Genomic DNA, 25,486 nt, shown 5'->3' with positions numbered 1-25,486 from the left:
GTCCACCGCGTCGTTTCTCACGTCCCTAGGGGTGCACGCCGTATCGATTAGCATGGCTCCAATTAGCTAGCAACGGAAGGAATTCGTGTCATGCGGTATGTCGTCCTGCAGGTGATTCTGAAAGAAAAACTTTGGGGAACCGGTTCAGGCAACCTGACCTCCCTTGAGAAAGCCATCAACGATCAGGCCGCCAAAGGCTATCGACTCCACACCATAACCACCGCCAGCAGCGGGAGTAAGGGAATGATCGGGGGCGGCGACCGCATTCAGGCGACCCTGGTGTTCGAGAGTCTCGGATGATCGGACGTCGCAAAATAAGCTACGGCTTCTGAATAGCCAGACGCACTCCTGGCGAGCTAGGTGCCCGTTAAAGCACAGATCTCGCATGGCAGTGTTCATGCTGATCGCAGCGCGGATGCGGTTGTTTCGGCTACGGGATCGTCTCCACAGAAAGGGCCCTGAGCCAGCCGGCCGTGGTTTCACCGTTGATCGTAGCCTCGCCCATTTCCACGATCATCTGGACCTGTGTGCCGTCCTGCCACCTGGCTGCATCTGATTTATCAACGAACACCGAGAGGTCATCGGCTCCACCGTGGGCCTTTAGCAAGACGTTGTACTCTCCGGACGCCCCGGTCATCCACAGATCGGACATGAACAGTTCGCCGGTCAGTCGAAACTGGTCCCCAATCTTAATTCCACCCATTTGGGCGGAATTGAGCTTGTCTAGCAACTCATCGACGGAGGTGGCGGTTACCACAGGGGCAGCAGGCGTTAGCTCAACGGATGGTGTGCTTGCTTAAGTTGGCGCGGTTTGGGATGGAGGTAGTGGCGGAAGGGTTGCCGCGTCGTTGCTCGAATTGGCCCCGCCCCCGAGCGCACTCATGATGGACAGCACCACAATAAAAAGCGCAAGTAGGCCGCCGCCGATCCCGATCATTTTCCACGGAATTTCTGGTTTCGGCCGTCGAAAGGTCAGTTCCGTCCGCACCGCTCCTTGAATCTGAGAGACAAACTCCCAGCCCTCTTTCTCTAACTTGACTCGAGTCCTGGCCTCCATGCCACGAACCGTCTTCACGGACCGCATTTCGTATGTCACACCTGTCGCTGTCGTCATGCTGTTTCCCCCTTGGCCTCGGATATCAAACGCTCAATCTCCGAGAGCTTAGAGTGGCGCGACGATGTCGCCAACTCGCGCCAAAACGACGCCTTGGGGCAGCCTTTGTTCGTGCAGGATCCGAACCGACTTCACAACCGGCTTGCGGATGGCGTGGCGACTCAAGCTCCGCCCTGCGCCAGCCCCATGAACATCGTTCGGTGCAGGATGTCTACGTGCTTCCGGGAAACTTCCACGGCTTCCTCAACGCGACCGGCGCGGAGGGCTGCCACCAGCGCAATGTGGTCGTGGTTGGACTTGTGCAGCTTCTCGATGGGGTAGGGGATGAAGTAGTCATAGAGCTCGGCAAGCGTCTCGTGATAAACCTCGACGGCGCTACCCATTCCTGACGCCGTTCCCACCAATTGATGGAACCGCTCGTCGGCCTGATGGTAGACGGACCAGTCAGTGGCCTCTGCCATGGCCCCGGTCAGCCGCTCCAGCTCGTCCAGCTGTTCGGGCGTGGCATTGACCGCCGCGTAGTGCGTCACCGCGCACTCAAACAGCAGCCGCCGGTCCACCAGCCGGTTCACCGCCTGTGACTCCGCCGGCGACGCCGAAAGCTCAGCCAAAACATCTGACGGTGGGGAATCCGCCACAAACGTCCCGCCCGCCCGGCCACGTCGGCGCACCACCACGCCCTGCTCCGCCAGGCTCGCCAGCGCACGGCGGGCCGTAATCGGACTGACCGAGAGACCCAGCGCCACGTCCTCCTGGTCCGGCAGCCGCTCGCCGGGTTTCAAGAGTCCTAAAGAAATCGCCATCCCGATCCGCATCCGCACCGCGTCCATCGCACTGCGGCGCTCCATCCCGGACATCCTGCCGGCGCCAAGGCGCGGGGGCTCGGCGGTGTCCTCAAGCTGACGGGTCATATCCGCTACCTTACGGCCCACGCCGCCCCCTTTCCTTTATTGGTTCATTCTGATCTAATATAACCCGGATCACACCCCAATGCGGAGACAAACCCATGCAACGCACCCTTCCCCTCGTCGCGGCCCAAGCAAGGCCCCGGCTCATCAGCGAACCCGTCTCGGCGTTCGCGGACGAGGTCCAGAAAGCCCTCGAAGCCCAGCCGCACAGCAAGCTCGTGGTCTTCCCCGAGCTGCACCTGTTCGGTGACGAAAACCCGGACCTGCAAAGAACCGAAATGCTCCAAGCAAGTGCCGAACCCCTGGACGGACCACGGGTCAAAGAACTCAAACAGCTCGCGAAAGACCTCAACATCTGGCTGGTGCCCGGCAGCGTCTGCGAACGCGGCCCGGAAGGGCAGCTGTTCAACACCCAGCTGGTCCTCTCCCCGGACGGAGAGCTCGCCGGCTACTACCGCAAGATCTTCCCCTGGCGCCCATTCGAGCCCTACGACCCCGGCGACCGGTTCACCACCGTGGACCTGCCCGGCATCGGCAGGGTGGGCCTGAACATCTGCTACGACGCCTGGTACCCGGAGGTGTCCCGCCAGCTCGCCTGGATGGGAGCCGACGTCATCCTCAACGTCGTCAAAACCACCACCCCGGACCGCAAACAGGAACTGATCCTCGCCAAGGCCAACGCCATCGTGAACCAGGTCTTTATGGTCAGCGTCAACTGCGCCGGCCCCACCGGCCAGGGCAAGAGCATCATCGTGGACCCGGAGGGCAACACCCTCACAGAAGCAACAGACGATCAGCCGCAGCTGCTCACCGCGGAACTGGACCTTGCCGCCGTCGACCGCGTCCGCACGCACGGGACGGAGAACCTCAACCGCCCCTGGTCGCAGTTCCGCGAGGGGGAGCCCGCCGTCGAACTTTCCGTCTACCAAGGCCGCATCAACCCGGCCACCTGGACACCGCCGTCCTACAAGCCCTAAGGAAACACCGTGACAACAACCCTCACCCGCACGCTGAAGTTGCCCTCGCTGGTCCTGTTCGGGCTGGCGTACCTGACCCCGATCATCGTCCTGGGGATCTTCGGCATCATCGCCGAAACCACCGGCGGCGCCGCGCCCGCCGCGTACCTCGTGGCGCTCGTGGCCATGCTGTTCACCGCGCACAGCTACGGCCGGATGGCCATCGCCTACCCCGTGGCCGGCTCCGCCTACACCTACGTCCGCCGCTCCATCGATCCCCGCGTCGGGTTCCTGGTGGGCTGGGCCGTCCTGCTCGACTACCTCTTCCTGCCCATGGTCATCTGGCTGATCGGCGGCTCCTACCTGAGCGCCCAGTTCCCCGGCATCCCCATCGGCGTCTGGATCGTGGGCTTCATCGTCATCACCACGCTGCTGAACATCCTGGGCATCAAGGTGGCGGACAAGGCCAACTACGTGCTGATGGCGTTCCAGCTGCTGGTCCTGGTGTTCTTCGTGGCGCTGGCCATCGGCAGCGTGGTGTCCGCCAACGGCGCCGGGGGACTGGCCGGCGGGCAGCCGTTCTTCAACGACACCGCCAGCTTCGCCACCATCTCCGCCGGCGCGGCCATCGCCGCGTACTCGTTCCTGGGGTTCGACGCCGTCACCACCCTCACCGAGGAAACCATCAACCCGCGCCGGACCGTGCCGCGCGCCATCATGCTCGTGGCCCTGATCGGCGGCGGCATCTTCGTGGCGGTCTCCTACGTGACCCAGCTGGTCCACCCCGGCGGCGTGTTCGAGGACTCGGCGTCCGCTGCCAGCTCCATCGCCCTGCAGATCGGCGGGCAGCTGTTCGGCGCCGTGTTCCTGGCCGGCCTGGTGGTGGCGCAGTTCGCCTCCGGCCTCGCCGCTCAGGCCAGCGCCTCACGCCTGCTGTACGCGATGGGCCGCGACTCCGTCTTGCCCAAGGCGGTCTTCGGCCGGCTCAGCGAGAAGTTCCACACCCCCGTGGCGAACCTGGTGGTCACGGGCGTCGTGGGCCTGATCGCGATCTTCCTGGATGTGGCCACGTCGACGTCGTTCATCAACTTTGGTGCGTTCACCGCCTTCACGCTGGTGAACGCCTCGGTGGTGTTCCACTATGTGCGCCAGCGCCGGGCCGGGCACCAGCTGAACCCGGTGTCCTACGTGGTGGTCCCGGTGATCGGCGCCGTCATCTGCTCCTACCTGCTCTCCCGGCTGGACAGCAACGCCATTACGCTGGGTGTGTCCTGGCTGGTGCTGGGTGTTGTGGTCCTGGCCCTGATCACCCGCGGGTTCAAGGCTTCGCCGCCGGAGATGACGGCCACGGAGAAGGCGACGGTGGAGGCGGCCGCCTGAGACTGTCTGTTTGTAGTGTTGCCGCCGGGGCGAAGGGAGGAAGAGCCGTGAGGATTGCGCTGGGGCAGCTGGAGTCGGGCGCCGACATCCGGGCGAACCTCGCCGCGATCGACAGGTTTGCCGCCGAGGCAGCGCGCGACGGCGCAGCGCTGGTCGCTTTCCCGGAGTACGCCACCTACGAGAAGAAGAAGGTGGACGCGACGTTCCCCGCGGTGGCCGAGTCCCTGGACGGCCCCGTCTGCCGGGAGTTGGCCGGCATCGCCCGCCGCTACCGCATCGCGCTGGTGGCGGGCGTGGTGGAGACCTCGGACGAGACCGGCCGGGCGTACAACACGCTGGTGGCTTTGGGGCCCGACGGCGGCCGGCTGGCTTCCTACCGGAAGATGCACCTTTTCGACGCGCAGGGCTTCGGGGAGTCCACGTTCATCAAGCCGGGACCGTCCACTGACCCGGCGGTGTTCGAGCATGGGGGAGTGCGGTTCGGGCTGATGACCTGCTACGACCTGCGGTTCCCGGAGCTGGCAAGGTCCCTGGCCGACGCCGGCGCGCAGGTCCTGCTGGTCTGCTCGTCCTGGGTGCCGGGGGAGCACAAGACGGAGCAGTGGCTGGCGCTGAACGCCGCCCGGGCGATCGAGAACAGCGTGTACGTCGCGGGAATTTGCCAGGCGCCGCCGGTGTCCGTGGGGCGGAGCGTGCTGGTGGATCCGATGGGGGTTGTGGAGGCTGACCTCGGGCTGGAGCCCGGAGTGTGCTCAGTGGAGTTTTCGCTGGAAACGGTGGACCGGGTACGGGACTCGTTCCCGATGTTCCGGCAGCGGCGGCTGTAGGGACGACCTCCAGCACACGGGCAGGTATTCCGAAAGCAGTGTGACGGAGAAAAGGGCTGTGGATTAACCATTCGATTTCTCCTCATTCTCTGACTGAAGCAGAGCATCGACCAGGTCCTGAGGCTCCTGTCGTCATGCCGAAGCTCGTTCTGTTTCCACATAGGTTTGTGGAAGGTTAAGCGATCGTGCCAACTCGTTGTTTCGTTCAGGATGACCCTAGCTCGCCAACCATGCTGTTCATTTCGATGGGGCGCGCCTCGCCGACTAATGGCATTAGATACTCAAACATGGACGTCAGGATCAATGCTGGCCGAGGTTGCCGCCGATGGGCGGCAGGCCGCCGTCGGGCCGGCGGTCATCGTCGCGGCGCTCGGCGGCGCTCAAGTTTTCGCCTTCCAGCGTCTCGTCGGACTCGCCCGTTGTGTCCACTAGGCCGTTGGTCTGGTCGAATGCGTGCCCGATCCTGTCATTACCGAGGTCGGCGACCGAACCGGTGGAGCCCGCTGCCGCCGTCGTATCCGTGGTAGAGGTGCCCGTTGATGTGGTGTCTGTGGTGGTGCCCGTTGACCTGGTGTCTGTGGTGGTGTCCGTCGTCAGCGGCGTCACCGTGACAGGCTTCCCGGGAACGGTCGGAGTCACTGTTTCGTCGGCGGCCTCCGTAGTGCCCTTGTTGGTGCCGGCCGCCATGGCAGCTGCTGCGCCGGCGGCAGCGGCAACGCCGAGTCCAGCGGCCACCTTGCCTGAGACGCCTACCTTGCCCGAATCGCCGCGGGATCCGGCGGCGTCTTCCACTCCGGGCGTGCCCACGGTGGCACCGGGGTTGACGGCGCCGCGCCAGGCACCGCTGGCGTAACCTTCATCCTCAATGAATTCCTTGAACCGCTGCAGGTCTGCTTCGGCCTGCCGGTCCACCACATTGAGCTTGTCGCCCACCTTCTCGATAAGTCCTTCGGGCTCGTATTCGAGTCTCAGCTGCACGGACGTCTGCCCGCCGCCGATGTCCTCAAATTCCACAACGCCCGCATTCGTGGCACCTTCCGTGGCCGCCCAAGCGATCCTGCGCTCGGGTACCTGCTCCAGAACCTTCGCTTCCCACTGCCGGCGGACGCCGCCGATCTCGGCTACCCACTCCAGCCGGTCGTCACTGAGCTGCGTGACAGTTTTGACACCGCCCATGAAGTGCGGGAAGTCCTCGAACTGGGTCCACTGGTTGTAGGCCGTGCTCACCGGTACGTTCACCAGAATGCGTTTTTCCACCCCTAGCGGCACAGAAACGGACTCCTGCTCCGGTCCGGTCATTTGCGGAGCTCGTCCACGCTTGGCTAATGCCCTTATTAGTAAACCCGCTGCGGCTGCAATTTCATCATCGAGGTTCTGTTCCGTAAGGGCTGGTTGGGCAGAAACGGTGCTTGGATTGGACGCTGCTGGGTCTGGCTCATGCTGGCCATCAACCTTTGCCTGCTTTTGCGAAGGCTCTTGTGGCTTCTGCCATTTTTGGGGACCAGGACTCGAGGTAGACGCGGAGGAGGGTTTGACCTGCTGGGTTTGGGTCAGAGGCTGACGGTAAACGGGCCGGAGTGCCAGGGCGTTGGCAAGGTCACCCCAGAATGAATCGGATGCAGCTACCGGCTTCCGCTTCACGGGGTCATTCCTTGGCTCTCTTGTTTCAGGGGAGTGGAAGGAGTGTCAGCTGACCGCTTGCCAGGTGATACGGGAAGCATCGTGCCTGCGAGGATACCCAAAAGGGCCATGGCCGAGATGCCTTGCATAAAGCTGCCTGCCCTCCCCTCGAAAGCAAATGCCATTACACCACCGAGTAGTCCAAACAGCACGGCCGCCAGGATGTGGCTGGCTATCAGCTGGCCATACTTAGTTGGGTGGCTCTCGTGGTCCATCCCAATAATGGTGACGATTAGTCTACCGAGTCCAAGGACACTGCCCCCCAAGGCTCCCTGAAGGAAGGCTTCATTCCATTGGATCCAACCAAATGTCTGATACAACCAGCCCTGGATATCCATGTTCCCCTGCCCTGCTAAGACTGGCTCTCAGATTACAGCCCACAGGTTCATTCGCAGTAGGAGAAGCGCATGGGTTTCCTGCTCTTTGCTGGTGTGACGCTCCGCGGGCCTGTGACCTCGGGAAAGAAGAGTTTGACTCCAGTGCTGCTATAAATCTAAGCCCCCGTTCCCTTCAAGGGGGATTAAGGCCCCAATACAAGGGGCGAGGTGTCTTTGGGCGCATCCTGAGGCAGCCCGGCGCAGAGGCCCGTCGGCGGAGTTTGCTCTCGTCGTAGGTCCAAGCGATATTACAGCATGGGAAAGCGCGGTTCAGTCTAACGACCTGCTGTTCCCGGAGCTGGACAAGTCACTGGCCGACGTCGGTGTTCAGGTCCTGTGCCGAGGTCCACGCAAAGAAGTTAGCTATTAAGTTTGCTATCGGCACCAAAACAAAGAGCAGCAGTTGGTTTTATTGTTGAAAAAATCTGCAACTCTATAGAAGAGGTCGGCGCATTACGCGAGTGCGCGCGCACTATTATCGACGACCAGGTTATCACCTATCAGATCTAGTCATCTCAGCTGACGCACTGTCCAATTCGGTCAATCCATTTATTGTTCGTTTGGTCATCTTCTTGAGTGGATGTACGTCGGGTAGCGAATGAAAGCCCTGCTTGGTCTCGTTCTCTACGAAGTCGATGACGAATTCCGTTGCCAGCTCTTCAAGTCTTGCCTTCTTCACGTCGCGGTTGGCTTCGGCGCGCGCTACTTTGCTTTCCGCCACAGCGGTATCAGCTTTTGCCTTTTCCGCCCGCGCCTTTTCCCAGTTCGACTTCACGGTAATCCACCTGTTGAGAGCAGCAGCAATTGCAGCTGCCGTGGCGGCTACGTAGACGATTTCGAGCGGACTGCTGAGGGAGACGCCACGGACTTCAATGTGCTCGGAAACATACTCTCGAATCTGGTCGACCGCTTCGCGGGCTAGAGGTCTACCCAGACCACCTTTAGCTATGGGACCAGCGGTTATGGAGAAAAACTGAATCATGGCTTCGGCATCGAGTATCGTCTCGCTGAATTGCCGTAACGAGTAGTCCCGAGACTCAAACTTGATGTGCAGGAGGGTGTGGGGCTCCGGACTAAAGGCATTAGGAATAGCCTCAAGCACAGACCATTCCATGGGTGCCGGACGCAGTGCAGGCGTCAAGTATTCATCGCCGTGCCACTCTTCCTCTTCTTCACCACCCATTAAACGCGGCCTCCCTCTCAAGCGAGTACTGATTGACTCGTAGGTTATCGGCATTATCAACGCTTTGGGGCGTGACATGCCGCGTTTTCTGCACACGCGGCCATGCCTCCGATTTCCCATCACACTTCCCTCGCACGCCCAATAGCGGAAGACAGTCAAGGACTTCCTACGGGTCATCATGCTGGTCGTCCGTCCTAGTGACCCAGCTGGTCCACCCCGGCGGCGTGTTTGAGGACTCGGCCTCAGCGGCGAGCTCCATCGCCCTGCAGATCGGCGGGCAGCTGTTCGGCGCCGTGTTCCTGGCCGGGCTGGTGGTGGCGCAGTTCGCCTCCGGCCTCGCCGCGCAGGCCAGCGCCTCCCGCCTGCTGTACGCGATGGGCCGCGACTCCGTCCTCCCCAAGGCGGTCTTCGGCCAGCTCAGCGAGAAGTTCCACACCCCGGTGGCGAACCTGGTGGTCACCGGCGTCGTGGGCCTGATCGCGATCTTCCTGGACGTGGCCACGTCGACGTCGTTCATCAACTTTGGTGCCTTCACCGCCTTCACGCTGGTGAACGTCGCGGTGGTGTTCCACTACATGCGCCGGCGCCGGGCCGGGCAGCAGGTGAACCCGGTGTCCCACGTGGTGGTCCCGGTGATTGGCGCCGTCATCTGCGCCTACCTGCTCTCCCGGCTGGACGGCAACGCCATTACGCTGGGGGTTTCCTGGCTGGTGCTGGGCGTGTTGGTCCTGGCGCTGATCACGCGCGGTTTCAAAGCCTCACCGCCGGAGATGACGGCCACGGAGAAGGCGACGGTCGAGGCAGTCGTCTGACGTTTGTCGGGTTGTAGTGTGGCCGCTGGGCCGAGGGAAGGAATGCTCGTGAGGATAGCGCTGGGGCAGCTGGAGTCGGGCGCCGACATCCGGGCCAACCTCGCCGCGATCGACAGGTTCGCCGCCGAGGCAGCGCGCGACGGCGCCGCGCTGGTGGCCTTTCCCGGAGTACGCCACCTATGAGAAGAAGAAGGTTGACGCGACCTTCCCCGAGAAGGCCGAGCCGCTGGACGGTCCCGTCTGCCGGGAGCTTGCCGGCATTGCCCGCCGCCACCGCATTGCGCTGGTGGCGGGCGTGGTGGAAACCTCGGAGGAGCCGGGCCGGGCGTACAACACGCTGGTGGCTTTCGGGCCCGACGGCGGCCGGCTGGCTTCCTACCGGAAGATCCACCTTTTCGACGCGCAGGGCTTCGGGGAGTCGAAGTTCATCAAGCCGGGGCCGTCAACCGAGCCGGTGGTGTTCGAGCACGGGGGAGTGCGGTTCGGGCTGATGACCTGTTACGACCTGCGGTTCCCGGAGCTGGCGAGGTCGCTGGCCGACGCCGGCGCGCAGGTTTTGCTGGTCTGCTCGTCCTGGGTGCCGGGCACTAACAAGACGGAGCAGTGGCTGGCGCTTAACGCGGCGCGGGCGATCGAGAACAGCGTCTACGTCGTGGGGGTGTGCCAGGCGCCGCCGGTGTCCGTGGGCCGGAGCGTGCTGGTGGACCCGATGGGGGTCGTTGAAGCGGACCTGGGGCTGGAGCCTGGGGTGCGGGCGGTGGAGGTTTCGCTGGAGACAGTGGAGCGGGTGCGGGAGTCGTTCCCGATGTTCCGGCAGCGGCGGTTGTAAGCCGGGCTCCGGGGACCAGCGAAAGGCACCAACAGAGCTTCTAAGCCTCGTCAATGTCGAGGATTAGGGGCATGTGGTCGCTGTACGTCAGCCAGTCCTCCGGCCGGCCCGCCATCGATGCTGATTTTCCGCCAAGGAATGCGTAATCGATGTGATGGCCGAAGCGAAGCTTTTTCGTGTGAAAGTAAGTCTTTATGATCTCCTCGCCGTGGGGCAGGCCTTGACTCCTGTGATAAACGCTCTGCAAGCCGAGAGCCTCAAGCTTCGTCACAAGCATGGAATGGTTCCGGCCGGGATGCTCTTGGTCCCAAACAGTGTTGCTGTTGAAGTCACCAATGATCAGTGAAGGTGCTGAGGATAAGAAACTGGCGTGACGATCGATAATCCCATGTGTTACCCGCACATACTTGAGATCTTTATCTCGGACATGAGACCAAAGCCCGATTACGTTCAGTCCATCCACGCTAAACGGAATATGCCAAGGCAGCAGCATGCCGGCCTCGTGAAGCCTGTAAGAACGGTTTGTGAAGCCGACAATACCCAGCCCCTTGTGCGGGTTGGAACCCACCCAGGCCTTGAACGGCGCCTCAGTTTCCTCGATGTCTCTCTGAGAAGCTTCCGGCAAGCTTGCGATGTCAGGGTTCAGTGCCTCGACGAGAGGGCGCTTTTTTGCGAAGCCCATGGCGCAGTTCCAGGAAACGATTCTCATGTTGGGTCAGCCTTGAAATTGAGAACTGCATGCTCGAGGCGCTGGAACTCGTCCGGATAACGCGCAGCAGAATCCACGGTAGTTAAAGCACTGATGCCAAGAACTTGTGCCACGAACCTTCACCCGCTTTGAAGCCTCCTAGGGCAAGTGACAGTTCGAGCGTCCGGCGAAGGGGGTGGGGTGAGAGCATGATTGCCTCATTTCGCTGTCCAAGCCGGAAAATCTCAACACGCGTAGGGGGTCGATTGCTCTTCTGACCGTTGCAGGAAGCGTGCGCCGGGGCGAGGTTCCAGACGGCATCAAGGTCTAAATGCGGACCAATCAGCGCTCTCCCGTTATTCATTAATGAGAATGGAAAAACGTGATCAATGGCGACAGAATCAAATGGTTCAAGGGGTTCACAGCAGATCAGGCAGCGGCCGTACTGGAAGCCGGCGACAGCAGCCGTCAGACCCGCCACCGGTCGCCTGCGCCGTTTCTCAAGGAGATGTTCCAAGCTCAGATCAATCCCGAGTCCCTGCCCCATCAGACTTTGTCCGACTCCGCTAGCAAACGATGCTTCGACGATCTGCCAACGTGCGTCCAGCTCTGAGCTCAAACTGTGCAGTTCGGTGGAACCGGCCACAGCCTTCAAAGCCGGGGTGAAGTCCACAACGGCGTCTCGCCCTGATGCCCTGAGTGAATAGAAGCGGTGGGGTGTCTCGACGCCTCCACGCAGGTTGTGAAACTTCTGCATCACCATGCCTGGCATCGCGCGCACTGCTGAGTCCACCAGCTCTTCCGTCGGAGGAGCATCGCCTGGAGACGCTTCACGGAACTTGTTGACCAAGGATAGGAAATCCTTTGGCGCTAGATTCATGGACGCAGGCGCTTGCGGGCCATTAGCAGAGTGCCTAATTATTGCTGAGGTGTATGAGGTGGCGAGCTCCCGTAGTGTGACGGAAGAGCGGCCCTCGCTAGCATGCTCGATCAGAGCATCTGCAAGGGCGAACTTATAAGTTCGAGCGTTGGCGCCCATCAGCACGGCCAGCCGCCAGGCAGTCGAAGCAGTCGGATGTGCTGAGTAGAACCCCATCGTGCAAGTATCGGAAGGACGTCTGACTTGGGCAAATTAGTGAGGGACCGGATCCCGGAAATCATGACATCCGCGGGGCTGAGACCTGACACCCGCATTCTTGACTCCGGTGCATACCTGGACAGTCTTCTCGCGAAGTTGGTCGAAGAAGCCGAGGAACTTCGCGATGCTGATGCTAGTCAGCGTTTGGAAGAGGCAGCGGATGTTCTCGAGGTTTTCACCGCCGTACTCGACAACCTGGGGTATTCGCTTGCAGAAGTGGCCGAGGCGGCAACCGCAAAGCGTCACAAGCGTGGCGGATTTACTCAGCGGATATGGTTGGAAGGCTAGGCGGGAGTGCGACTACGTCCAACTGCGTCTGAGATCGCGCTGACAGGAGAATTTCCAGCGCCGGGGAGGAGCGGAGTCCCCACGTCCATCCGGTTACAACATTGAGCGGAGGAGCCCGGCTAGGGCTGGGACCTGGACTGTATGGAGGGCAACGCCCTCTGCCAAGAAGGCATGCACCTCCGATACAAGCTCCAGTGGAGTGACCAGCCGGATGGGTGCCCGGCCGGGTAGTGGGAAAATATCTGCACGCTCCACTGACGGCAGGGAGAGCCTTCCGGTCGGTGAGTGCAGCACCGTCCAATCTTCAACCACATAACCGGGATAGGCGGCACGAAGTGCCTCAACACCTGCTCCTAGTACGAAGGCCTTAAGCTCCCTGCCGTTGCGGAAGAGCTGCTTGTTGTCCCACCAATAGACGCCGTCGGCCCACATTTTGGAGTCGATCAGGGCGATTCCGGTTTCTGGCGATAACAGCGTGATCCAGGTCGGCGTGTTCGGGGATTTCGGCTGGGATTTTTGGCAGCAGAAGCGACAGGAAGTGAAAAAAATGCCCAGGCTGGCAGGCGCCAATGCCCTATGTTCTGGCGGCCTCCGCTCCCATTAGTCGGAATGCTCCACCCACTACTCGCCGCAAACTGAGACAGTCCAAGCAGGGCGACATGAAGGAACGGAAACGCCACCGACACGTGCGCGTCTCACCAGGTGACCTAGCCGAGTGCAGGATGATCGCGAACAAATGGCTTCACCGAATATTGCAGCAGTGCCCAGATCTTGTTCTCTTGCCCCTGGGTGATCCTGTCCTTATGACGCTTGTTGAACATGTCCAGAAGAAACTGGTAGTCATTCAGGCCGTTATTGCCGTTGTACTGATTAGCCGAGAAAGCCTCATTTTCATACAACCACCGCAGGATTTCACGTGAGAAGTCCTCGTCGAGAAAGATTTTCTCCCCCGCGAGGATCTTCTTCCTGAGATCGAACAGCCCCCGGAACACATTGACCTGAAGGTTCAGCTCGCTACTCTGGAAGTGCTCTACGCATTTGCTGCCGATGTATTCCAGCGGCCGCCCTGTATACAGATTTTGGATGGTGTACATATACCGAAGATGTTGCTGGCCGCAGACGCATTCGCCCTCCTGGAGTGGATCCTCCTCCACCGCTGTCACGGTCCACTCATGCACAGCACGATAGAACTCACCCGCTTGTGAGTTCTCCTCGATGACCTTCTTCAGCGTTTCGAAACTGTTCACTGCCACTGCATTCCCCCATCTCCTGGGAAAACTCTACAGCGCTCTCTGAGGGGCCTTCTGCACAGCTGCCGAAGAAGAAGGTGGACGCGACGTTCCCCGCGGTGGCCGAGCCGCTGAACGGGCCCGTCTGCCGGGATCTGGCGTCCATCGCCCGCCGCCACGGCAGCGCGCTGGTGGTGGGCGTGGTGGAAACTTCGGACGAGCCGGGCCGGGCGTACAACACGCTGGTGGCTTTCGGGCCCGACGGCGACCGGTTGGCTTTCTACCGGAAGATCCACCTTTTCGACGCGCAGGGCTTCGGCGAGTCCACGTTCATCAAGCCGGGCCCGTCCACCGCCCCGGTGGTGTTCGAGCACGGGGGAGTGCGGTTCGGGCTGATGACCTGCTACGACCTGCGGTTCCCGGAGCTGGCCAGGTCACTGGCCGACACCGGCGCGCAGGTCCTGCTCGTCTGCTCGTCCTGGGTGCCGGGAGAGCACAAAACGGAGCAGTGGCTGGCACTGAACGCGGCCCGGGCGACCGAGAACAGCGTCTACGTGGCGGGGGTCTGCCAGGCGCCGCCGATGTCGGTGGGCCGGAGCGTGCTGGTGGACCCGAGGGGCCTGGTTGGGCTGGAGCCCTGCGTGCGTGTGGTGGAGGTTTCGCCGGAGACCGTGGAGCGGGTGCGAGTGTCGTTCCCGATGTTCCGGCAAAGAAGGTTGTAGGGCCGAGATGAACTCGGGAGAGCCCGGGTTACTGAGACAATTGCTCCGGTACTTGCTCATCGCTGGGCAACTGCTCCTGCCAATAGGCTGTGTAACGAGGAACCCGGGTCCTTCGTTCTCCAGTTAAGGCGGCATTACCTGAAGTCCAACATGTGTTGATACGTTCCCGGGGGTACCGGGCGAAGGGCGTCCGAACAGGCTGATGTCCTTGAACCACTTGGGCTACAGCAAAGCAATTTCCCTTGCGCTTTTCCTGCAGTTAAGGGCGCTCAGCGTTACTACGTCTTCGACGAAACAGGTTCGTCCAGGTTGACGACCTTATCCATGACAACCAGCCCCTCATTCCCTCGGGTCCTAGATCGCAATTTCTTTACAGGGGATCGGAGCCCCTTCATGAACCTCGCTGGCCGCAGATGAAAGATACTCTCATCAAATGGGAACTCGAACACCTTCCGAACACCATCTAGTTGAGGACGTGACCGTCCAGGAAGATGACATTCAAGCTTTCCTCCGACTACCGGAGGAACAGCGTTTTCAAGTCATGCGAACGCTAAGACATGAGACCTCGCTCCTCTCTGGAGGTGGACTCGGTCCAATGGCCGGCATCTACTTTGCAGCGGTTGTCGCGTCCCTTCCTCTGTTGACGGCACTCTCACTTCAAGGAGACGAACCATGGATGCTAGCTGTCTCCATTACAGTGGGTGCATTCATGCTTATTTCCGGTCTGTATCTGACACTGCAGGTCGTTCTCACGCAGAGGAGATATGCAAGATCTGCGACCCGACTAGCTTTCTACGAGGATGCATTACGGAAGATGCCACGCCCCGATTCACGGAGTTCGTCGCGAGTTGCCAGGTGGTTCACACGCACTGGCATTTCTGATTGAACTGACTATTGGTTAGACGGGGCGACGTATGAGTGGGCTCACACTCGCCTTCGAAGATGAGGAGAAGGGCCATGGCTCTGCCGTAGACTAGTCCGAGACATAGGGGTAACGAGGTACTGGGGGTGCTGATGGCGGAAGTATCCATCAGTTTTACTGATCTTTTGACCGAGGAGCTCAACAAGTTGAGCCTAGCCAAGGACTCGTCGAAGAGTCTGCTAGCGGCTTCTGCTCGAAGCACCGCTGCGATTGATCGTGCACGCTCAGCGCTAGCGCAGGTGCCGGAGATGGCTGGTTGCGGCGATGACCTAGTGGCATTTGGTTCGCTTGCGCGTCACGAACTCACGCCAAGCTCTGATCTTGATTACCTCTTCATAGGCATGCAGGAAGAAGACAGCAAGCGTCACCAGATGGTTGTCATTGATCGGCTGCGCGAAACCTTGGTTGATGGTGTTGTTCTCTCCGCGCCCGGAAGTAGCGGCATTTTCGGATCCTGCATAGATGCCTCCAAGCTAACTGAGCATGTCGGTCTTGAAGATGACACTAATCACAACTTGACCCGTCGAATTCTCTTCTTGGAAGAAAGTGTTTCGCTATTCGACCCCGCCGTCCACGAAGAAACCATCAAGACAATTTTGAGTATGTATCTGGAAGCTCGAAAGTCTCCTTCAGAGAAGATTCCACGATTCCTGCTTAATGACATTATCCGGTACTGGCGGACGATCGCGGTTGATTACCATGCTAAGCAGTCAAGGGGAAACATATCGGGCGTTCCCTATTCGCTTCGATACTTGAAGTTGCTTATCTCGCGCAAGCTATGCTTCATATCTTCTATTGCTCCCTTGTATCTCCTATCTCACGAAGGTAACCCGGATGAGCTCGAGTTTCTACTTCGCGCGTTCAAGGAACCTGCAGTTCTTCGCTTGATTCGCCTCCTCAATTACGTCGATATGGATGCAGACGGCGGTCGCGAAAAGGTGCAAAGAATAGTAGAAACTCTGGACTACTTCATAGAACGGTCTGGTGATCAAGCCTGGCGGAAATCAGTAGAAATTGAATGCAAGGAGCCTGATCCTAAAGAATCTGCAAATTTCGGAGACATGCGAAAACGCGGAAAGCAGTTGCATCAGGACATAAGCGATGTTCTGACTTCAAAGAATATGATTCACTTTACGAAGGAGTACATGTTGTCATGAAGACAGTGTCACTGAGAACTCCACTACTTCAAGATGTTCCGTGCAAATGCGGATTCGAACTTTGGGAGCCAATCGCACAGTCGCAACACTCCCGTCTTGGCCTCTATGATGACGACAGATTCCCCGGACGATCCATACTGGCTCTGAATGAACATAGGGTCACGATTGAGACCATGCCCATGGACACAATGTTGGGCTTCATGCGGGATATTCAGATCGCGATGCAAGCCATTAGAGAGGCTACGGGGGCCGACCGAGTCAACGTTTCCATTCTCGGTAATAGAGATCCGCATGTTCACGCGCATCTAATTCCTCGATTCTCGGATCGGGAGATGTTCCCGGATTGCTCCCCCTGGAACGATCAGCGAACAAAGCAGAAGTTGCCGGCGGATTTGCGCGACCGTATAAAAATGCGCATATTCCAGGAACTCCAACGTCTAGACACTCGTACGTCAAAGTTGGATGAGTTGGTTCTTTCTGATCCGTTATTCGATTTGAACGGCTAAAGCTTAGCTGTTCAGGTCGCTGTGGTTTAGGTGAGCGTCGTGCTTGATCTAATGTCGCTGGAAGAAGCAATGAAGGTTGGATGTCGGACTGCGTTTCGGCGTTCGTTGCTTCTAATTGCCAGTTGTCGATTGGCTGGCATGCTACAAACCGGATCTTTGAAAGTATCGGAGCGTAAGCCAATTTCACGTTCTTTGATCTGCTGACATCAGGGTGCTCGTCCTATTCCGAATCGGCGGGGTGTTCAGATCGAAGCAACATAATCAGAAAGGCGACACGGGCGGTTGCGGTGTATGCAAGCGGTAAAGGATGGCGTCGCGAATCCTAATCTTCAAATTGGGAACGGTTAGCCTTACGCAGTGACTAATATCATTGGTGTAGGCGTGGCTGGTGGACTTCAGGAGGGCTTGTACGAACTTCTTAACACCGAGGCGTTAGGTGCTGTCCTCAATGACGCGTCGGCATTGCAGCCGATCCTTGTGGACATAGCCGACGAAGATACCCCCGATGTCCTCTCTCGTTACGTTGCAGCCGCCGTGAGGGATGCTCTTGCCGCAGTCAGGCCTGAAGATAGGGTTAGCCTTGCTAATCAACTTCTTCAGCAACTGAGCAGCAAAGATTGCATTGCTCCCGGACCTACGCAACTCCAGTCCCTCTACCGCCGGGACGCGCTCAAGCGCAGACGACTCCGTCGCCCCATAACTAAGCTCAGCGACTCAGCACTTCTTACCAACAGCAAGGACGAGCCCAACCTGGCCGCCGAGCTTCGAGCTGAGATGGAGTCGGCCAACACAGTTGATCTTCTCTGCGCCTTCATTAGGTGGACCGGTCTGCGGCTCCTGCAGCCAGCCCTTGAGCAGCTCAAAGAACGTGGCGCCAAGCTTCGAGTCATCACCACCACCTACATGGGCGCCACCGAACGCCGCGCCATTGACGAGCTCGTCACCAGGTACGGAGCCGAGGTGAAGATCAGCTATGAAACCCAGGCAACAAGGCTGCACGCCAAAGCCTGGCTGTTCCGCCGCAACTCCGGTTTCGACACCGCATACGTTGGCAGCTCCAATCTGAGCCAGGCGGCACTTCTGGATGGTTTGGAATGGAACGTCCGGCTCAGTTCTGTCGCAACTCCGGCGCTCCTACATAAGTTCGGGGTCACCTTCGACAGCTACTGGAAGCAGCAGGCCTTCCAGAGCTACGATCCGGAGCGCGACGGCGAAAAGCTGGACGATGCGCTGGAACGCAACGGCGGCCGACGCACCACGGCCGCGGATGCGGCCACCGGTTTAGAGGTGCAGCCGTTCCTTCACCAGGAGGAGATGCTGGAGGAACTCGAGGCCGAACGGCTCAAGGGTTACAACCACAACCTCCTGGTCGCTGCCACCGGCACCGGAAAGACAGTCATCGCGGCCCTCGATTACAAACGCCTTTCCGAGGCTGCGGGCCGGGATCTAAAGCTGCTCTTTGTCGCTCATCGGCAGGAGATTCTGAAACAGGCCATGCGCACCTACCGCGATGTCATTCAGGATGGCGCCTTCGGTGAACTCTACGTGGGGGACCACAAGCCGCAAGAGTGGAAGCACATTTTCGCGTCCGTCCAGTCGCTCTCCTCCCTCGGCATAGAACAGCTGGAACCCGACTTCTTCGACGTCGTGGTCATAGATGAATTCCATCACGCCATGGCGCCCACCTACCGCCGCCTGCTGGACCACCTCCAACCGCAGCAGCTCCTTGGACTCACCGCTACTCCGGAACGCGGCGACGGAGTCGACGTCGCCAAGCAGTTCTTCAACGGCCGCACTGCCAGCGAGCTCAGGCTCTGGGACGCGCTGGACGCCGATCTGCTGGTGCCGTTCCACTACTTCGGCGTCTCGGACGACGTCGACCTCAGCCAGTTGGAGTGGAAGCGCGGCAACTACGACGCCACCCAACTGAGCGCCCTTTACACGGGAAACGACGCCCGGGCCGCCAAGGTCATCCGCGAACTCAGGGACAAGGTCACCAGCACCGACCAGATGCGGGCCATTGGCTTCTGCGTCTCCGTGCAGCACGCCCGCTACATGGCCGAGGTGTTCAACCGGGCCGGCATTTCGTCTGTCGCAGTCGACGGCACCACTGACAATGCTGACCGCGAGGAAACCCTCAGGCGCCTGGGGCAGCGGGAGATCAACTGCATCTTCGCCGTCGACCTTTTCAACGAAGGACTGGATCTGCCGCAGGTGGACACCATCCTGCTGCTCCGGCCCACGCAGAGCGCCACGGTCTTCCTCCAGCAGCTGGGACGCGGGCTGCGCCGTGCGGAGGGCAAAGCGGTACTGACGGTCCTGGACTTCATCGGCCAGCAGCGCCGTGAGTTCCGTTTTGACCTGCGGTACCGGGCACTGACAGGTTACGGGCGCAAGAAGCTGGAGGAGGCTGTCGAAGACGAGTTCCCGTACCTGCCGTCCGGTTCCCAGATCGTGCTGGACCGGGTGGCGCAGCAGGTGGTGCTGGACAACATCAAGGCACAGCTCCGGTTCAACCGTGCACAGCTGGTCCGGGACATTGCCTCATACGCCGAGACCGAGCTGGAGGCCTATCTGGAGCGGTCGGGGAACGAGGTGAAGACGATCTACCGTTCCACCAGGGACTCGTGGACCGGCTACCTCCGGCAGGCAGGGTTGACCGAGGGGTTCTCGCCCCTGGAGACCGTGCTTCGTGGGAAAATTGAGGAGCTGTCGGACGCGGAGGAAAAGAAGCTGCTGGGCCGCATGGCCGCGCTGATTCACGTGGACGATCCGGAACGCGCCGCTGCCTATTCCATGCTGGTTGCTCCCGACGCGCCTCGTTATGCCGAGCTTGGCTTGCGGGAGCAGGCTTTTGCGCGCATGCTGTTTTACACGCTGTGGGATGACGGTGGCGGATTCAGAGCGTACGACGACGGACTGGACTACCTGCGCGGCTACCAGTTCGTGTGCCGCGAGATTCAGCAGATCGTCAAGCTGTCCGTTGCAGCGTCCAAGCACGCGGCCAAGAGCCTCGGGGCGGGACTGCAGCACATCCCGCTTTTGTCTCATGCCACCTATCGGCGCGAGGAGGTTCTCGCGGCGCTGCAGTACGGCTCGCTGGAACAGGGCAAGAACGTGCAGCACCGCGAGGGCGTTGCATGGTGCCCGGCAACTTCCACAGATGCCTTCTTTGTCACCCTGAACAAGGACGACAAGAAGCATTCAGCGACCACAATGTACAAGGACTACGCCATCAGTCCTGAGCTGTTCCACTGGGAGTCACAGAACGCTACCTCGCCGAGCAGCCCGACCGGACGCCGCTACCTTGACCGGGCCTCCCACGGCTCGAAGGTTCTGATCTTCACGAGGAACACAGCCGACGACGAGACGGGGCTGACAGTTCCGTACACCTGCCTGGGTCAAGTGGACTACGTGCAGCATTCCGGGGAGAAGCCCATCGCGATCACCTGGAAGCTGCACAGGCCGATGCCTGCTGATGTGTTTGCGACGGCTGCGGCGGTGGCTCAATGAAGGCGCTGCCGGAAGTCGCCATCTGTGCGATTGTAGCCGAGCCAGCCGAGCGGACCGGTTACGGCGTGCAATTGGGCCGTAGACTCTCCTTTCCAAGGTGGGCCGCCTCAGTTCCGGCCCTGCCAGAGTGGTTTGTAGGGAAACTACCCGGCTAGTCGGTCGCCAGGCGACCAAGGGCTCGCACTCCAGCGGTGAACTGGTCGAACTCTAAACGTACGTGACCTCGTTGGAGCGCTCTCCCGTTCTTTCCGAGCTCTTCCAATTTGAGTTCCAAGAGTGAGGACGGGACAAGTCGGGGTGTCGTCCGGTTGATCCAGGGCCAGCGTTCTAGTGAATCGTGCTCCTCTGCTTGTTCTGTCCACTCGACGTAATCCTGTGGCTTGTACTCGGCCTCAGCAGTCACTTCGACGACGGCGTAACAGTCGTGAGTGCCCACGGCACAAATGAATACTAGATCGCCTGGATTGAAACTGGGACGGCCGTTCTTCGGGCTTGCAAACCATGAATCCTGCCGCCATCCGTCAAGGGCAGGTTCGCCATATTCAGATTTGACCCACAGGCGGCGTTTCGACTGCCGTGCATCGACCAGGAGTTGCTCGACCAAGTGGAGCGCCGACTCAGCGTCCTGTTCCTCATTTTCTGGATGCACGGTCACTGTTAGGTTCTTGGCTTGCAAGAGCAGTTTATCGAGATCGTCTTTTGATACTGGTCGAGAAGGCCAGCCCGAGATTATCTTTCTAGCCTCTTCTGCTTGGACCGGATCCAGCTCCACACTAAGTTCGCGGTTGGCACTGACGGAGCTGCCCAAGCCGGCGCCCGTGAGGTTGGCGGAACCTATCATTGCCTTAGTGCCTACGATGAAACATTTAGCATGAAGGCGTTGCACGTGCCGCACGTTGATTCCGGCATCGAGCATGAGCTTCATTCCATCGACGCGCAGGAATCCGTTTGCTACCGCGCTCGGGTCCAGCGTCGTCAGCAGGGTCCATGACTGAGAGGAGTCCCTTGCAGCATCTGCAATATGCTTGCACACATCGAAAGCAAGATAGGGACTGGTTAAGATAACGTCGCTGTCGGGGTGAAGGAAGGCCGCGTAAAGCCACTCTGATGCCGTGTCGAGAATGCGCTTAGGTGAGCTCATTGAGACAGCCTAGCGGCCCTCGACCATTCAACGACATTTGCTCGGGTGGTCCCATGAGGCAAGACAGCGCCTTGGTTCCCGAATGGAATCGAGTTTGCTCAACTGGGAAATTGAGCTTCCAATCTCCGTCGTACTCTGTCTTGGAGCTCCGGGATGATTCGGAAGACTACGGCATGGGCCCCAACAGGTGTCACTCCTTTTCTTTGCGGAAGATGGAGTTCCGGCGGGTTTGGAAATGCCGAGGAGAATGCATGTCACTTCAAGCGGTAGGCTCAGCGAAGCAACTTTCATCCTATGGGGGTCCTATTTTGGAAATTCAGTTCGTCGGGCAGCCGTTTTCAGACCAAATCGGAAAGCGAGTAAAGGAGCTCTTACTGCAGGAGGGGACTAGGTCCAGATTCCTTGTCGCCTGGGGCAAGACGTCAGGGCTAAGCCGCTTGTCTAATGAGTTGACCTCTTCGATAAAACGGGGTGGGCGAGTCGAGGCCATTGTCGGCGTAGATGAAGGTGGTGCATCCATTGAAGGCTTGCAAGGGCTGATAGACCTAACCACAGAGTCTTACGTCTTCCACAACCCAAGGCGTCCCGTGCGTACTTTTCATCCGAAGCTCTACATATTTGAAAACGATCAGGAGACCAACATCCTTATCGGCTCAGGCAACCTGACACTCGGGGGGCTGTTTAGAAACTACGAAGCCGCAGCATGGGTCCGGGTGGGACCTTCCGATACTGCCGATGCCAAAGCATTTGTCGAGGAGGCAAACGCCTACTTTGAAAAGTTTCAGACAGATCCCAATGCTTGCAAGAATCTCACCCTAGAACTCATCGAGGACCTGAAGCAGGACCCGACTCTCGTAATCCTGCCGGAAGGGAAGGGACGTCGTTCTAGGGGCAACGGTGTCCCCATTCAAGCAGACCAACAGCGGGTCTTTGAAAGCAGCGAACTCGATTTGCTCGGCGATCCTCCTACAGTCGTCCATCGCGTCGACGGTGCGCAGGACATAGATCTGCTATTCACGGACATTGATCTGCAATACCCCGATCCCGACTCAGACACAGTTACTGATGAGTTGCTTCCTCTTCAGGGCTTCTATAAGAAGCTCAGTGACAACGACGTCAGCCTCACGAGCTCTCCTGGACAAATCGTCATTCCGATCCGGTTCCAAGAGTTTTTCTCTCCCCTTGAAGTGACACAGGACGATCGCGCCAGCGGCGGCCCTTTGAAAGAGGAACGTGTGGTGAAGGGGTACTTCAGCAGCGGCGCTGAAATTATTGACTTTCAAGGGCGCGTCATTCTGTACACGCCTGCGGCGAACCACCCGAGGCAAAATAAGGAGATTCGCTTTACGTTTCACAACCGGGGAGTCCTCACGACCTTGCAGGCGGGCCACTACCTTCGGTTCATACGAGCAGGCGACCTTGTCTCCGTGACACAGCACGTGGAGTCTCCCGGGGTGAGCAACTTCGACTGGCTCGAATACACTTCTGGTAGTAGTGATGAGGCTCTCGAAGACCAGTCTGGTAATTGACGGACCCCTTCGGTAGCATAGTGGTCATGACACAAGCTGCGCTGGACTCCACCCGTATCACTTTCGACTGCACCAACTGCAGGGCGACAACGGACGCATTCACCGGGACCATGCGGGAAGCGCAGAGGCTGTGTCGAAACTGTGTGGCCAAACGCAAGGATATGCGACCTCGCGAACTGAACGATCTGACTGGTGCAGAGTGGGCGCAGTCGAGTAAAAGCGTACAGGAGTTTCCAGACACCCGCTCGGAGAAGCAGCGGCTTCACGGTGCGGCGTATCCCCAATCATTGGCCAGCCAACAGATCGCCAAGTACACGATGAAAGGACAGACAGTCCTGGACCCGTTCGCGGGGGTTGGCACTACCCTTGATGCCTGTGTTGAATTGGGTCGCAACGGCGTGGGGATAGAGCTAAATGACCAGTACAGAGAGCTTGCGTTAGCTGATTTGCCGAAAGATGGAACGCAAGTCCTGATTTCTGGGGACTCGCTCCACCTGAATGAGCTGGTGAAGCCTGATTCTGTCGATATGGTTATGACGTCCCCTCCTTACGGCGCGCTGCTCAAGCACGTAAAAGGAGCTTTCGGCTACAAGTGGCAGGAACATTCTCGAATTGCTCCCATCAGAAACCCACTTCCGTACTCGGATGACAGTCGCGACTTAGGTAACATGCCGTATGCGGAGTACTTGACGGCAATAACGCAAGTTATGGGAAACACCATGATGGTTATGAAATCAGGCGCCTATGCCGTTTGGGTTGTCAAAGATTTCAGGGCGTCAAAAGAAAAGATACCCTTCGTCCCATTCCATATGCATATAGCCGATTGCGCGGCAGAGGCCGGTCTGAAACTGTGGGATATCCAGATTTGGGATCAGACTCGTTTTAGGCCCTTAGTTTGCTTGGGTTATCCGTCTAAAAACTATTACCACAACATTGGCCACTCCTACAATATGATCTTCCGCAAGCCGTGAACCATTCCGCAACCCAAGCGAGTTCCTTAGAGGACTTTTTCGCGAGCTTAGACAGTGTTGAAGACAAGCGTTCTTCCACTCACGGAGCTCATCCTTATCCTGCTAAATTTATCCCCCAAATACCACGCGTCCTGATTGCTCATTACAGCAGTCCAGGCGATACGGTCTTAGATCCCATGTGCGGATCAGGCACAACGCTCGTTGAGTCCGCGCTGGCAGGCCGTCATGCTTTAGGTGTTGATATAAATCCTGTTTCAACTCTCATCTCTGAGGCTAAAACGTGTCGCTTAGATTTAAAAGCGGAAACTGAGTTGAAGAGCCTTATCACATTTATGCATTCCGGCAGTATAGGTTTCGCGCAAGACCTTGTGCTGCCCAATTTCAAGAACAGGGATCATTGGTTTGCCGAGGACGTTTCCTGTGCTCTAGCGACAATCCTAAAACGGATAGAGGAACTGAAAAGCCCTTCCGCCACACTTCTTGCTAGAAGTGCCCTCAGCTCGATAGTCGTCGCAGTATCGAGACAGGACAGTGAGACGAGGTGGGTGCGGCGGGAAAACTCTTTAACTCACTCGGATGTTTTTCGTAGATACAGTGCTCGGCTTGAACAAAACCTCGTCAGAGCCGTAGGTTTCACAAATGACGCCCCGTCCGTTACCACCCAGGTATGGAACGCTGACGCACGAGATCTACCGATCGGAGACGAATCCGTTGATCTGATAGTCACTTCGCCGCCCTATGCAAACTCCCACGATTACTACCTATACAACAAGCTGCGTATGTTTTGGCTCGGGTTTGACGTTCGTCCTGTACAGGAGGGTGAAGTTGGTTCCAGAAACAAGCACTCGGACCAGCGCATGCCCTTCTCTAGTTACATGTCATCGATGCGGTCGGTGTTGTCGGAGTGCGCGCGTGTAGCGAAGCCCTCAGCGAGGATATGCGTTGTGGTTGGCGATGCGGTTATACGCGGGGAGTTCTTCGACGCTGGAGATCATTTCTCTGAGACGGCCAGCGAGTTGGGGCTGGCGCAGGAGTCTAGGCTCGACTTCCACCAGCAAAAATACACTAGAGCGTTTACGTCGGGATTCGGGACAAAACTTCCTAAAAAGACCCACGTTCTGACCTTCGTAAAGTAGTCCTGAGCTGCCTCCAGGAGGCTGCTGGCCATCTACAACTTGTCGATCCAGGTCTCTTCTGTGCGGTTATCCCAAGCGCTTCCGCTCGTGGGTTCACTCTTCCCGAACTCCCTGATCCTCTTCAGGATTGGACGAACGTCCTTGGCTAGAAGCTCGCGAGGATGAGAGATCGCACGAATGATGCAGCTGTGAACTATCCGCTTCTTGGTTTCCGAGTCCGTGATCCCCGCTACTTCGAAAGCCTGCATGATTTCGTGCACTTGCTCGGGGCTTATTGGCATATCAACCAGCGGTTGCGATTCGGGTTTGTCTAGGTCAAAAAGGAAAAGCTCGCCGTCGCTCATGAAGGTCTATCCTAGCTCCTAGTGGCATACGAACTGACACGCTACATTCCGCTAACACCCTGGAAGGCTGTGCACAATTCGCTTGCTGATCGGGAGCCGGCGCGGTTGCCTGGGAATTACCGCGCCGAAGTCAATC

The 25,486-nt window shown here is 58.8% G+C and carries 24 protein-coding genes and 1 pseudogene; 14 read left to right on the top strand and 11 right to left on the bottom strand.

Features of this window, described 5'->3' with window-relative positions:
* The first annotated feature begins 90 nt into the window (after positions 1–90).
* The gene (locus CXX84_RS04015; RefSeq protein ID WP_102975437.1) at positions 91–300 is read left to right on the top strand and encodes a DUF4177 domain-containing protein; all 210 of its coding nucleotides are present in this window, start codon (positions 91–93) and stop codon (positions 298–300) included.
* A 130-nt stretch (positions 301–430) separates the two neighbouring features.
* Here CXX84_RS04015 and CXX84_RS04010 read toward each other — a convergent pair whose 3' ends face one another.
* Positions 431–757, bottom strand: coding sequence for a hypothetical protein (locus CXX84_RS04010; RefSeq protein WP_102975436.1), 327 nt, complete (start codon positions 755–757; stop codon positions 431–433).
* Positions 758–1,275: 518 nt separating this feature from the next.
* Positions 1,276–2,025 (bottom strand): FadR/GntR family transcriptional regulator, encoded by a 750-nt coding sequence (locus CXX84_RS04005; protein ID WP_102975435.1) that lies wholly within the window; start codon positions 2,023–2,025, stop codon positions 1,276–1,278.
* Between the two features lie 95 nt (positions 2,026–2,120).
* Between CXX84_RS04005 and CXX84_RS04000 the strand changes: the two genes are divergently transcribed.
* Genes CXX84_RS04000 through CXX84_RS03990 form a run of 3 tightly spaced genes read left to right on the top strand, consistent with a single transcriptional unit; the run spans position 2,121 to position 5,185 of the window.
* Positions 2,121–2,999, top strand: coding sequence for a carbon-nitrogen hydrolase family protein (locus CXX84_RS04000; RefSeq protein WP_102975434.1), 879 nt, complete (start codon positions 2,121–2,123; stop codon positions 2,997–2,999).
* A 9-nt stretch (positions 3,000–3,008) separates the two neighbouring features.
* Positions 3,009–4,358, top strand: a complete 1,350-nt coding sequence (locus CXX84_RS03995) for an APC family permease (protein WP_102975433.1) — start codon at positions 3,009–3,011, stop codon at positions 4,356–4,358.
* Between the two features lie 47 nt (positions 4,359–4,405).
* Entirely contained in the window at positions 4,406–5,185 is a 780-nt protein-coding gene (locus CXX84_RS03990; RefSeq protein WP_102975432.1) for a carbon-nitrogen hydrolase family protein, read from the top strand.
* A 300-nt stretch (positions 5,186–5,485) separates the two neighbouring features.
* Here the strand turns inward: CXX84_RS03990 and CXX84_RS03985 are convergent, their stop codons facing one another.
* The 3 genes from CXX84_RS03985 to CXX84_RS03975 form a co-directional block, all read right to left on the bottom strand.
* Positions 5,486–6,454, bottom strand: coding sequence for an SRPBCC family protein (locus tag CXX84_RS03985; RefSeq protein ID WP_102975854.1), 969 nt, complete (start codon positions 6,452–6,454; stop codon positions 5,486–5,488).
* Positions 6,455–6,822: 368 nt separating this feature from the next.
* Positions 6,823–7,203, bottom strand: coding sequence for a hypothetical protein (locus tag CXX84_RS03980; protein ID WP_102975431.1), 381 nt, complete (start codon positions 7,201–7,203; stop codon positions 6,823–6,825).
* A 532-nt stretch (positions 7,204–7,735) separates the two neighbouring features.
* Entirely contained in the window at positions 7,736–8,503 is a 768-nt protein-coding gene (locus CXX84_RS03975) for a hypothetical protein (RefSeq protein ID WP_189337495.1), read from the bottom strand.
* Between the two features lie 119 nt (positions 8,504–8,622).
* On the opposite strand from CXX84_RS03975, the gene CXX84_RS03970 reads away from it, so the two are divergent.
* The 3 genes and pseudogenes from CXX84_RS03970 to CXX84_RS03965 all read left to right on the top strand — a co-directional run.
* The gene (locus CXX84_RS03970; protein WP_223252960.1) at positions 8,623–9,237 is read left to right on the top strand and encodes an APC family permease; all 615 of its coding nucleotides are present in this window, start codon (positions 8,623–8,625) and stop codon (positions 9,235–9,237) included.
* Between the two features lie 48 nt (positions 9,238–9,285).
* Positions 9,286–9,420, top strand: a complete 135-nt coding sequence (locus CXX84_RS19415) for a hypothetical protein (protein WP_262982121.1) — start codon at positions 9,286–9,288, stop codon at positions 9,418–9,420.
* A 37-nt stretch (positions 9,421–9,457) separates the two neighbouring features.
* Positions 9,458–10,066: pseudogene (locus CXX84_RS03965) on the top strand (nitrilase-related carbon-nitrogen hydrolase); the annotation flags it as partial.
* Positions 10,067–10,106: 40 nt separating this feature from the next.
* On the opposite strand, the gene CXX84_RS03960 reads toward CXX84_RS03965, so the two are convergent.
* The gene (locus CXX84_RS03960; protein ID WP_223252959.1) at positions 10,107–10,775 is read right to left on the bottom strand and encodes an endonuclease/exonuclease/phosphatase family protein; all 669 of its coding nucleotides are present in this window, start codon (positions 10,773–10,775) and stop codon (positions 10,107–10,109) included.
* 82 nt (positions 10,776–10,857) lie between these two features.
* A complete protein-coding gene (locus CXX84_RS03955) occupies positions 10,858–11,604 on the bottom strand; it encodes an HNH endonuclease domain-containing protein (RefSeq protein ID WP_223252958.1) in 747 nt (248 codons plus the stop codon).
* A 273-nt stretch (positions 11,605–11,877) separates the two neighbouring features.
* On the opposite strand from CXX84_RS03955, the gene CXX84_RS03950 reads away from it, so the two are divergent.
* Positions 11,878–12,180 (top strand): nucleoside triphosphate pyrophosphohydrolase, encoded by a 303-nt coding sequence (locus CXX84_RS03950; RefSeq protein WP_102975427.1) that lies wholly within the window; start codon positions 11,878–11,880, stop codon positions 12,178–12,180.
* A gap of 93 nt (positions 12,181–12,273) precedes the next feature.
* Here the strand turns inward: CXX84_RS03950 and CXX84_RS03945 are convergent, their stop codons facing one another.
* Positions 12,274–12,750, bottom strand: coding sequence for a hypothetical protein (locus tag CXX84_RS03945; RefSeq protein ID WP_146031825.1), 477 nt, complete (start codon positions 12,748–12,750; stop codon positions 12,274–12,276).
* A gap of 137 nt (positions 12,751–12,887) precedes the next feature.
* Positions 12,888–13,433, bottom strand: coding sequence for a hypothetical protein (locus CXX84_RS03940; protein ID WP_102975425.1), 546 nt, complete (start codon positions 13,431–13,433; stop codon positions 12,888–12,890).
* Between the two features lie 74 nt (positions 13,434–13,507).
* Between CXX84_RS03940 and CXX84_RS03935 the strand changes: the two genes are divergently transcribed.
* The 3 genes from CXX84_RS03935 (at position 13,508) to CXX84_RS03920 (ending at position 20,229) form a co-directional block, all read left to right on the top strand.
* A complete protein-coding gene (locus CXX84_RS03935; protein WP_223252957.1) occupies positions 13,508–14,131 on the top strand; it encodes a nitrilase-related carbon-nitrogen hydrolase in 624 nt (207 codons plus the stop codon).
* 1,014 nt (positions 14,132–15,145) lie between these two features.
* Positions 15,146–16,210: a hypothetical protein gene (locus tag CXX84_RS03930; RefSeq protein ID WP_146031824.1), complete on the top strand. Its 1,065-nt coding sequence runs from the start codon at positions 15,146–15,148 to the stop codon at positions 16,208–16,210.
* 863 nt (positions 16,211–17,073) lie between these two features.
* Positions 17,074–20,229 (top strand): DUF3427 domain-containing protein, encoded by a 3,156-nt coding sequence (locus CXX84_RS03920; RefSeq protein WP_102975421.1) that lies wholly within the window; start codon positions 17,074–17,076, stop codon positions 20,227–20,229.
* A 151-nt stretch (positions 20,230–20,380) separates the two neighbouring features.
* On the opposite strand, the gene CXX84_RS03915 is transcribed toward CXX84_RS03920, so the two are convergent.
* Positions 20,381–21,370, bottom strand: a complete 990-nt coding sequence (locus tag CXX84_RS03915; protein WP_102975420.1) for a phospholipase D-like domain-containing protein — start codon at positions 21,368–21,370, stop codon at positions 20,381–20,383.
* Positions 21,371–21,621: 251 nt separating this feature from the next.
* On the opposite strand from CXX84_RS03915, the gene CXX84_RS03910 reads away from it, so the two are divergent.
* The 3 genes from CXX84_RS03910 to CXX84_RS03900 are packed head-to-tail and all read left to right on the top strand — an operon-like array spanning position 21,622 to position 25,006.
* Positions 21,622–22,899 (top strand): phospholipase D family protein, encoded by a 1,278-nt coding sequence (locus tag CXX84_RS03910; RefSeq protein ID WP_102975419.1) that lies wholly within the window; start codon positions 21,622–21,624, stop codon positions 22,897–22,899.
* 26 nt (positions 22,900–22,925) lie between these two features.
* Positions 22,926–23,870, top strand: coding sequence for a DNA methyltransferase (locus CXX84_RS03905; protein WP_146031822.1), 945 nt, complete (start codon positions 22,926–22,928; stop codon positions 23,868–23,870).
* Complete coding sequence (locus tag CXX84_RS03900) at positions 23,867–25,006, top strand: TRM11 family SAM-dependent methyltransferase (RefSeq protein WP_102975417.1); 1,140 nt, start codon at positions 23,867–23,869, stop codon at positions 25,004–25,006. Before CXX84_RS03905 ends, CXX84_RS03900 begins: the two co-directional genes overlap by 4 nt.
* A 32-nt stretch (positions 25,007–25,038) precedes the next feature.
* Here CXX84_RS03900 and CXX84_RS03895 read toward each other — a convergent pair whose 3' ends face one another.
* Positions 25,039–25,350 carry a hypothetical protein gene (locus tag CXX84_RS03895; protein WP_102975416.1) on the bottom strand — a complete coding sequence of 104 codons (312 nt, stop codon included), beginning with the start codon at positions 25,348–25,350 and terminating at the stop codon, positions 25,039–25,041.
* Between the last annotated feature and the right edge of the window lie 136 nt (positions 25,351–25,486).

The organism is Arthrobacter sp. AFG7.2 (assembly GCF_002892835.1).
Taxonomy (GTDB): domain Bacteria; phylum Actinomycetota; class Actinomycetes; order Actinomycetales; family Micrococcaceae; genus Arthrobacter.
This window is presented reverse-complemented; position numbering and strand designations above follow the sequence as displayed.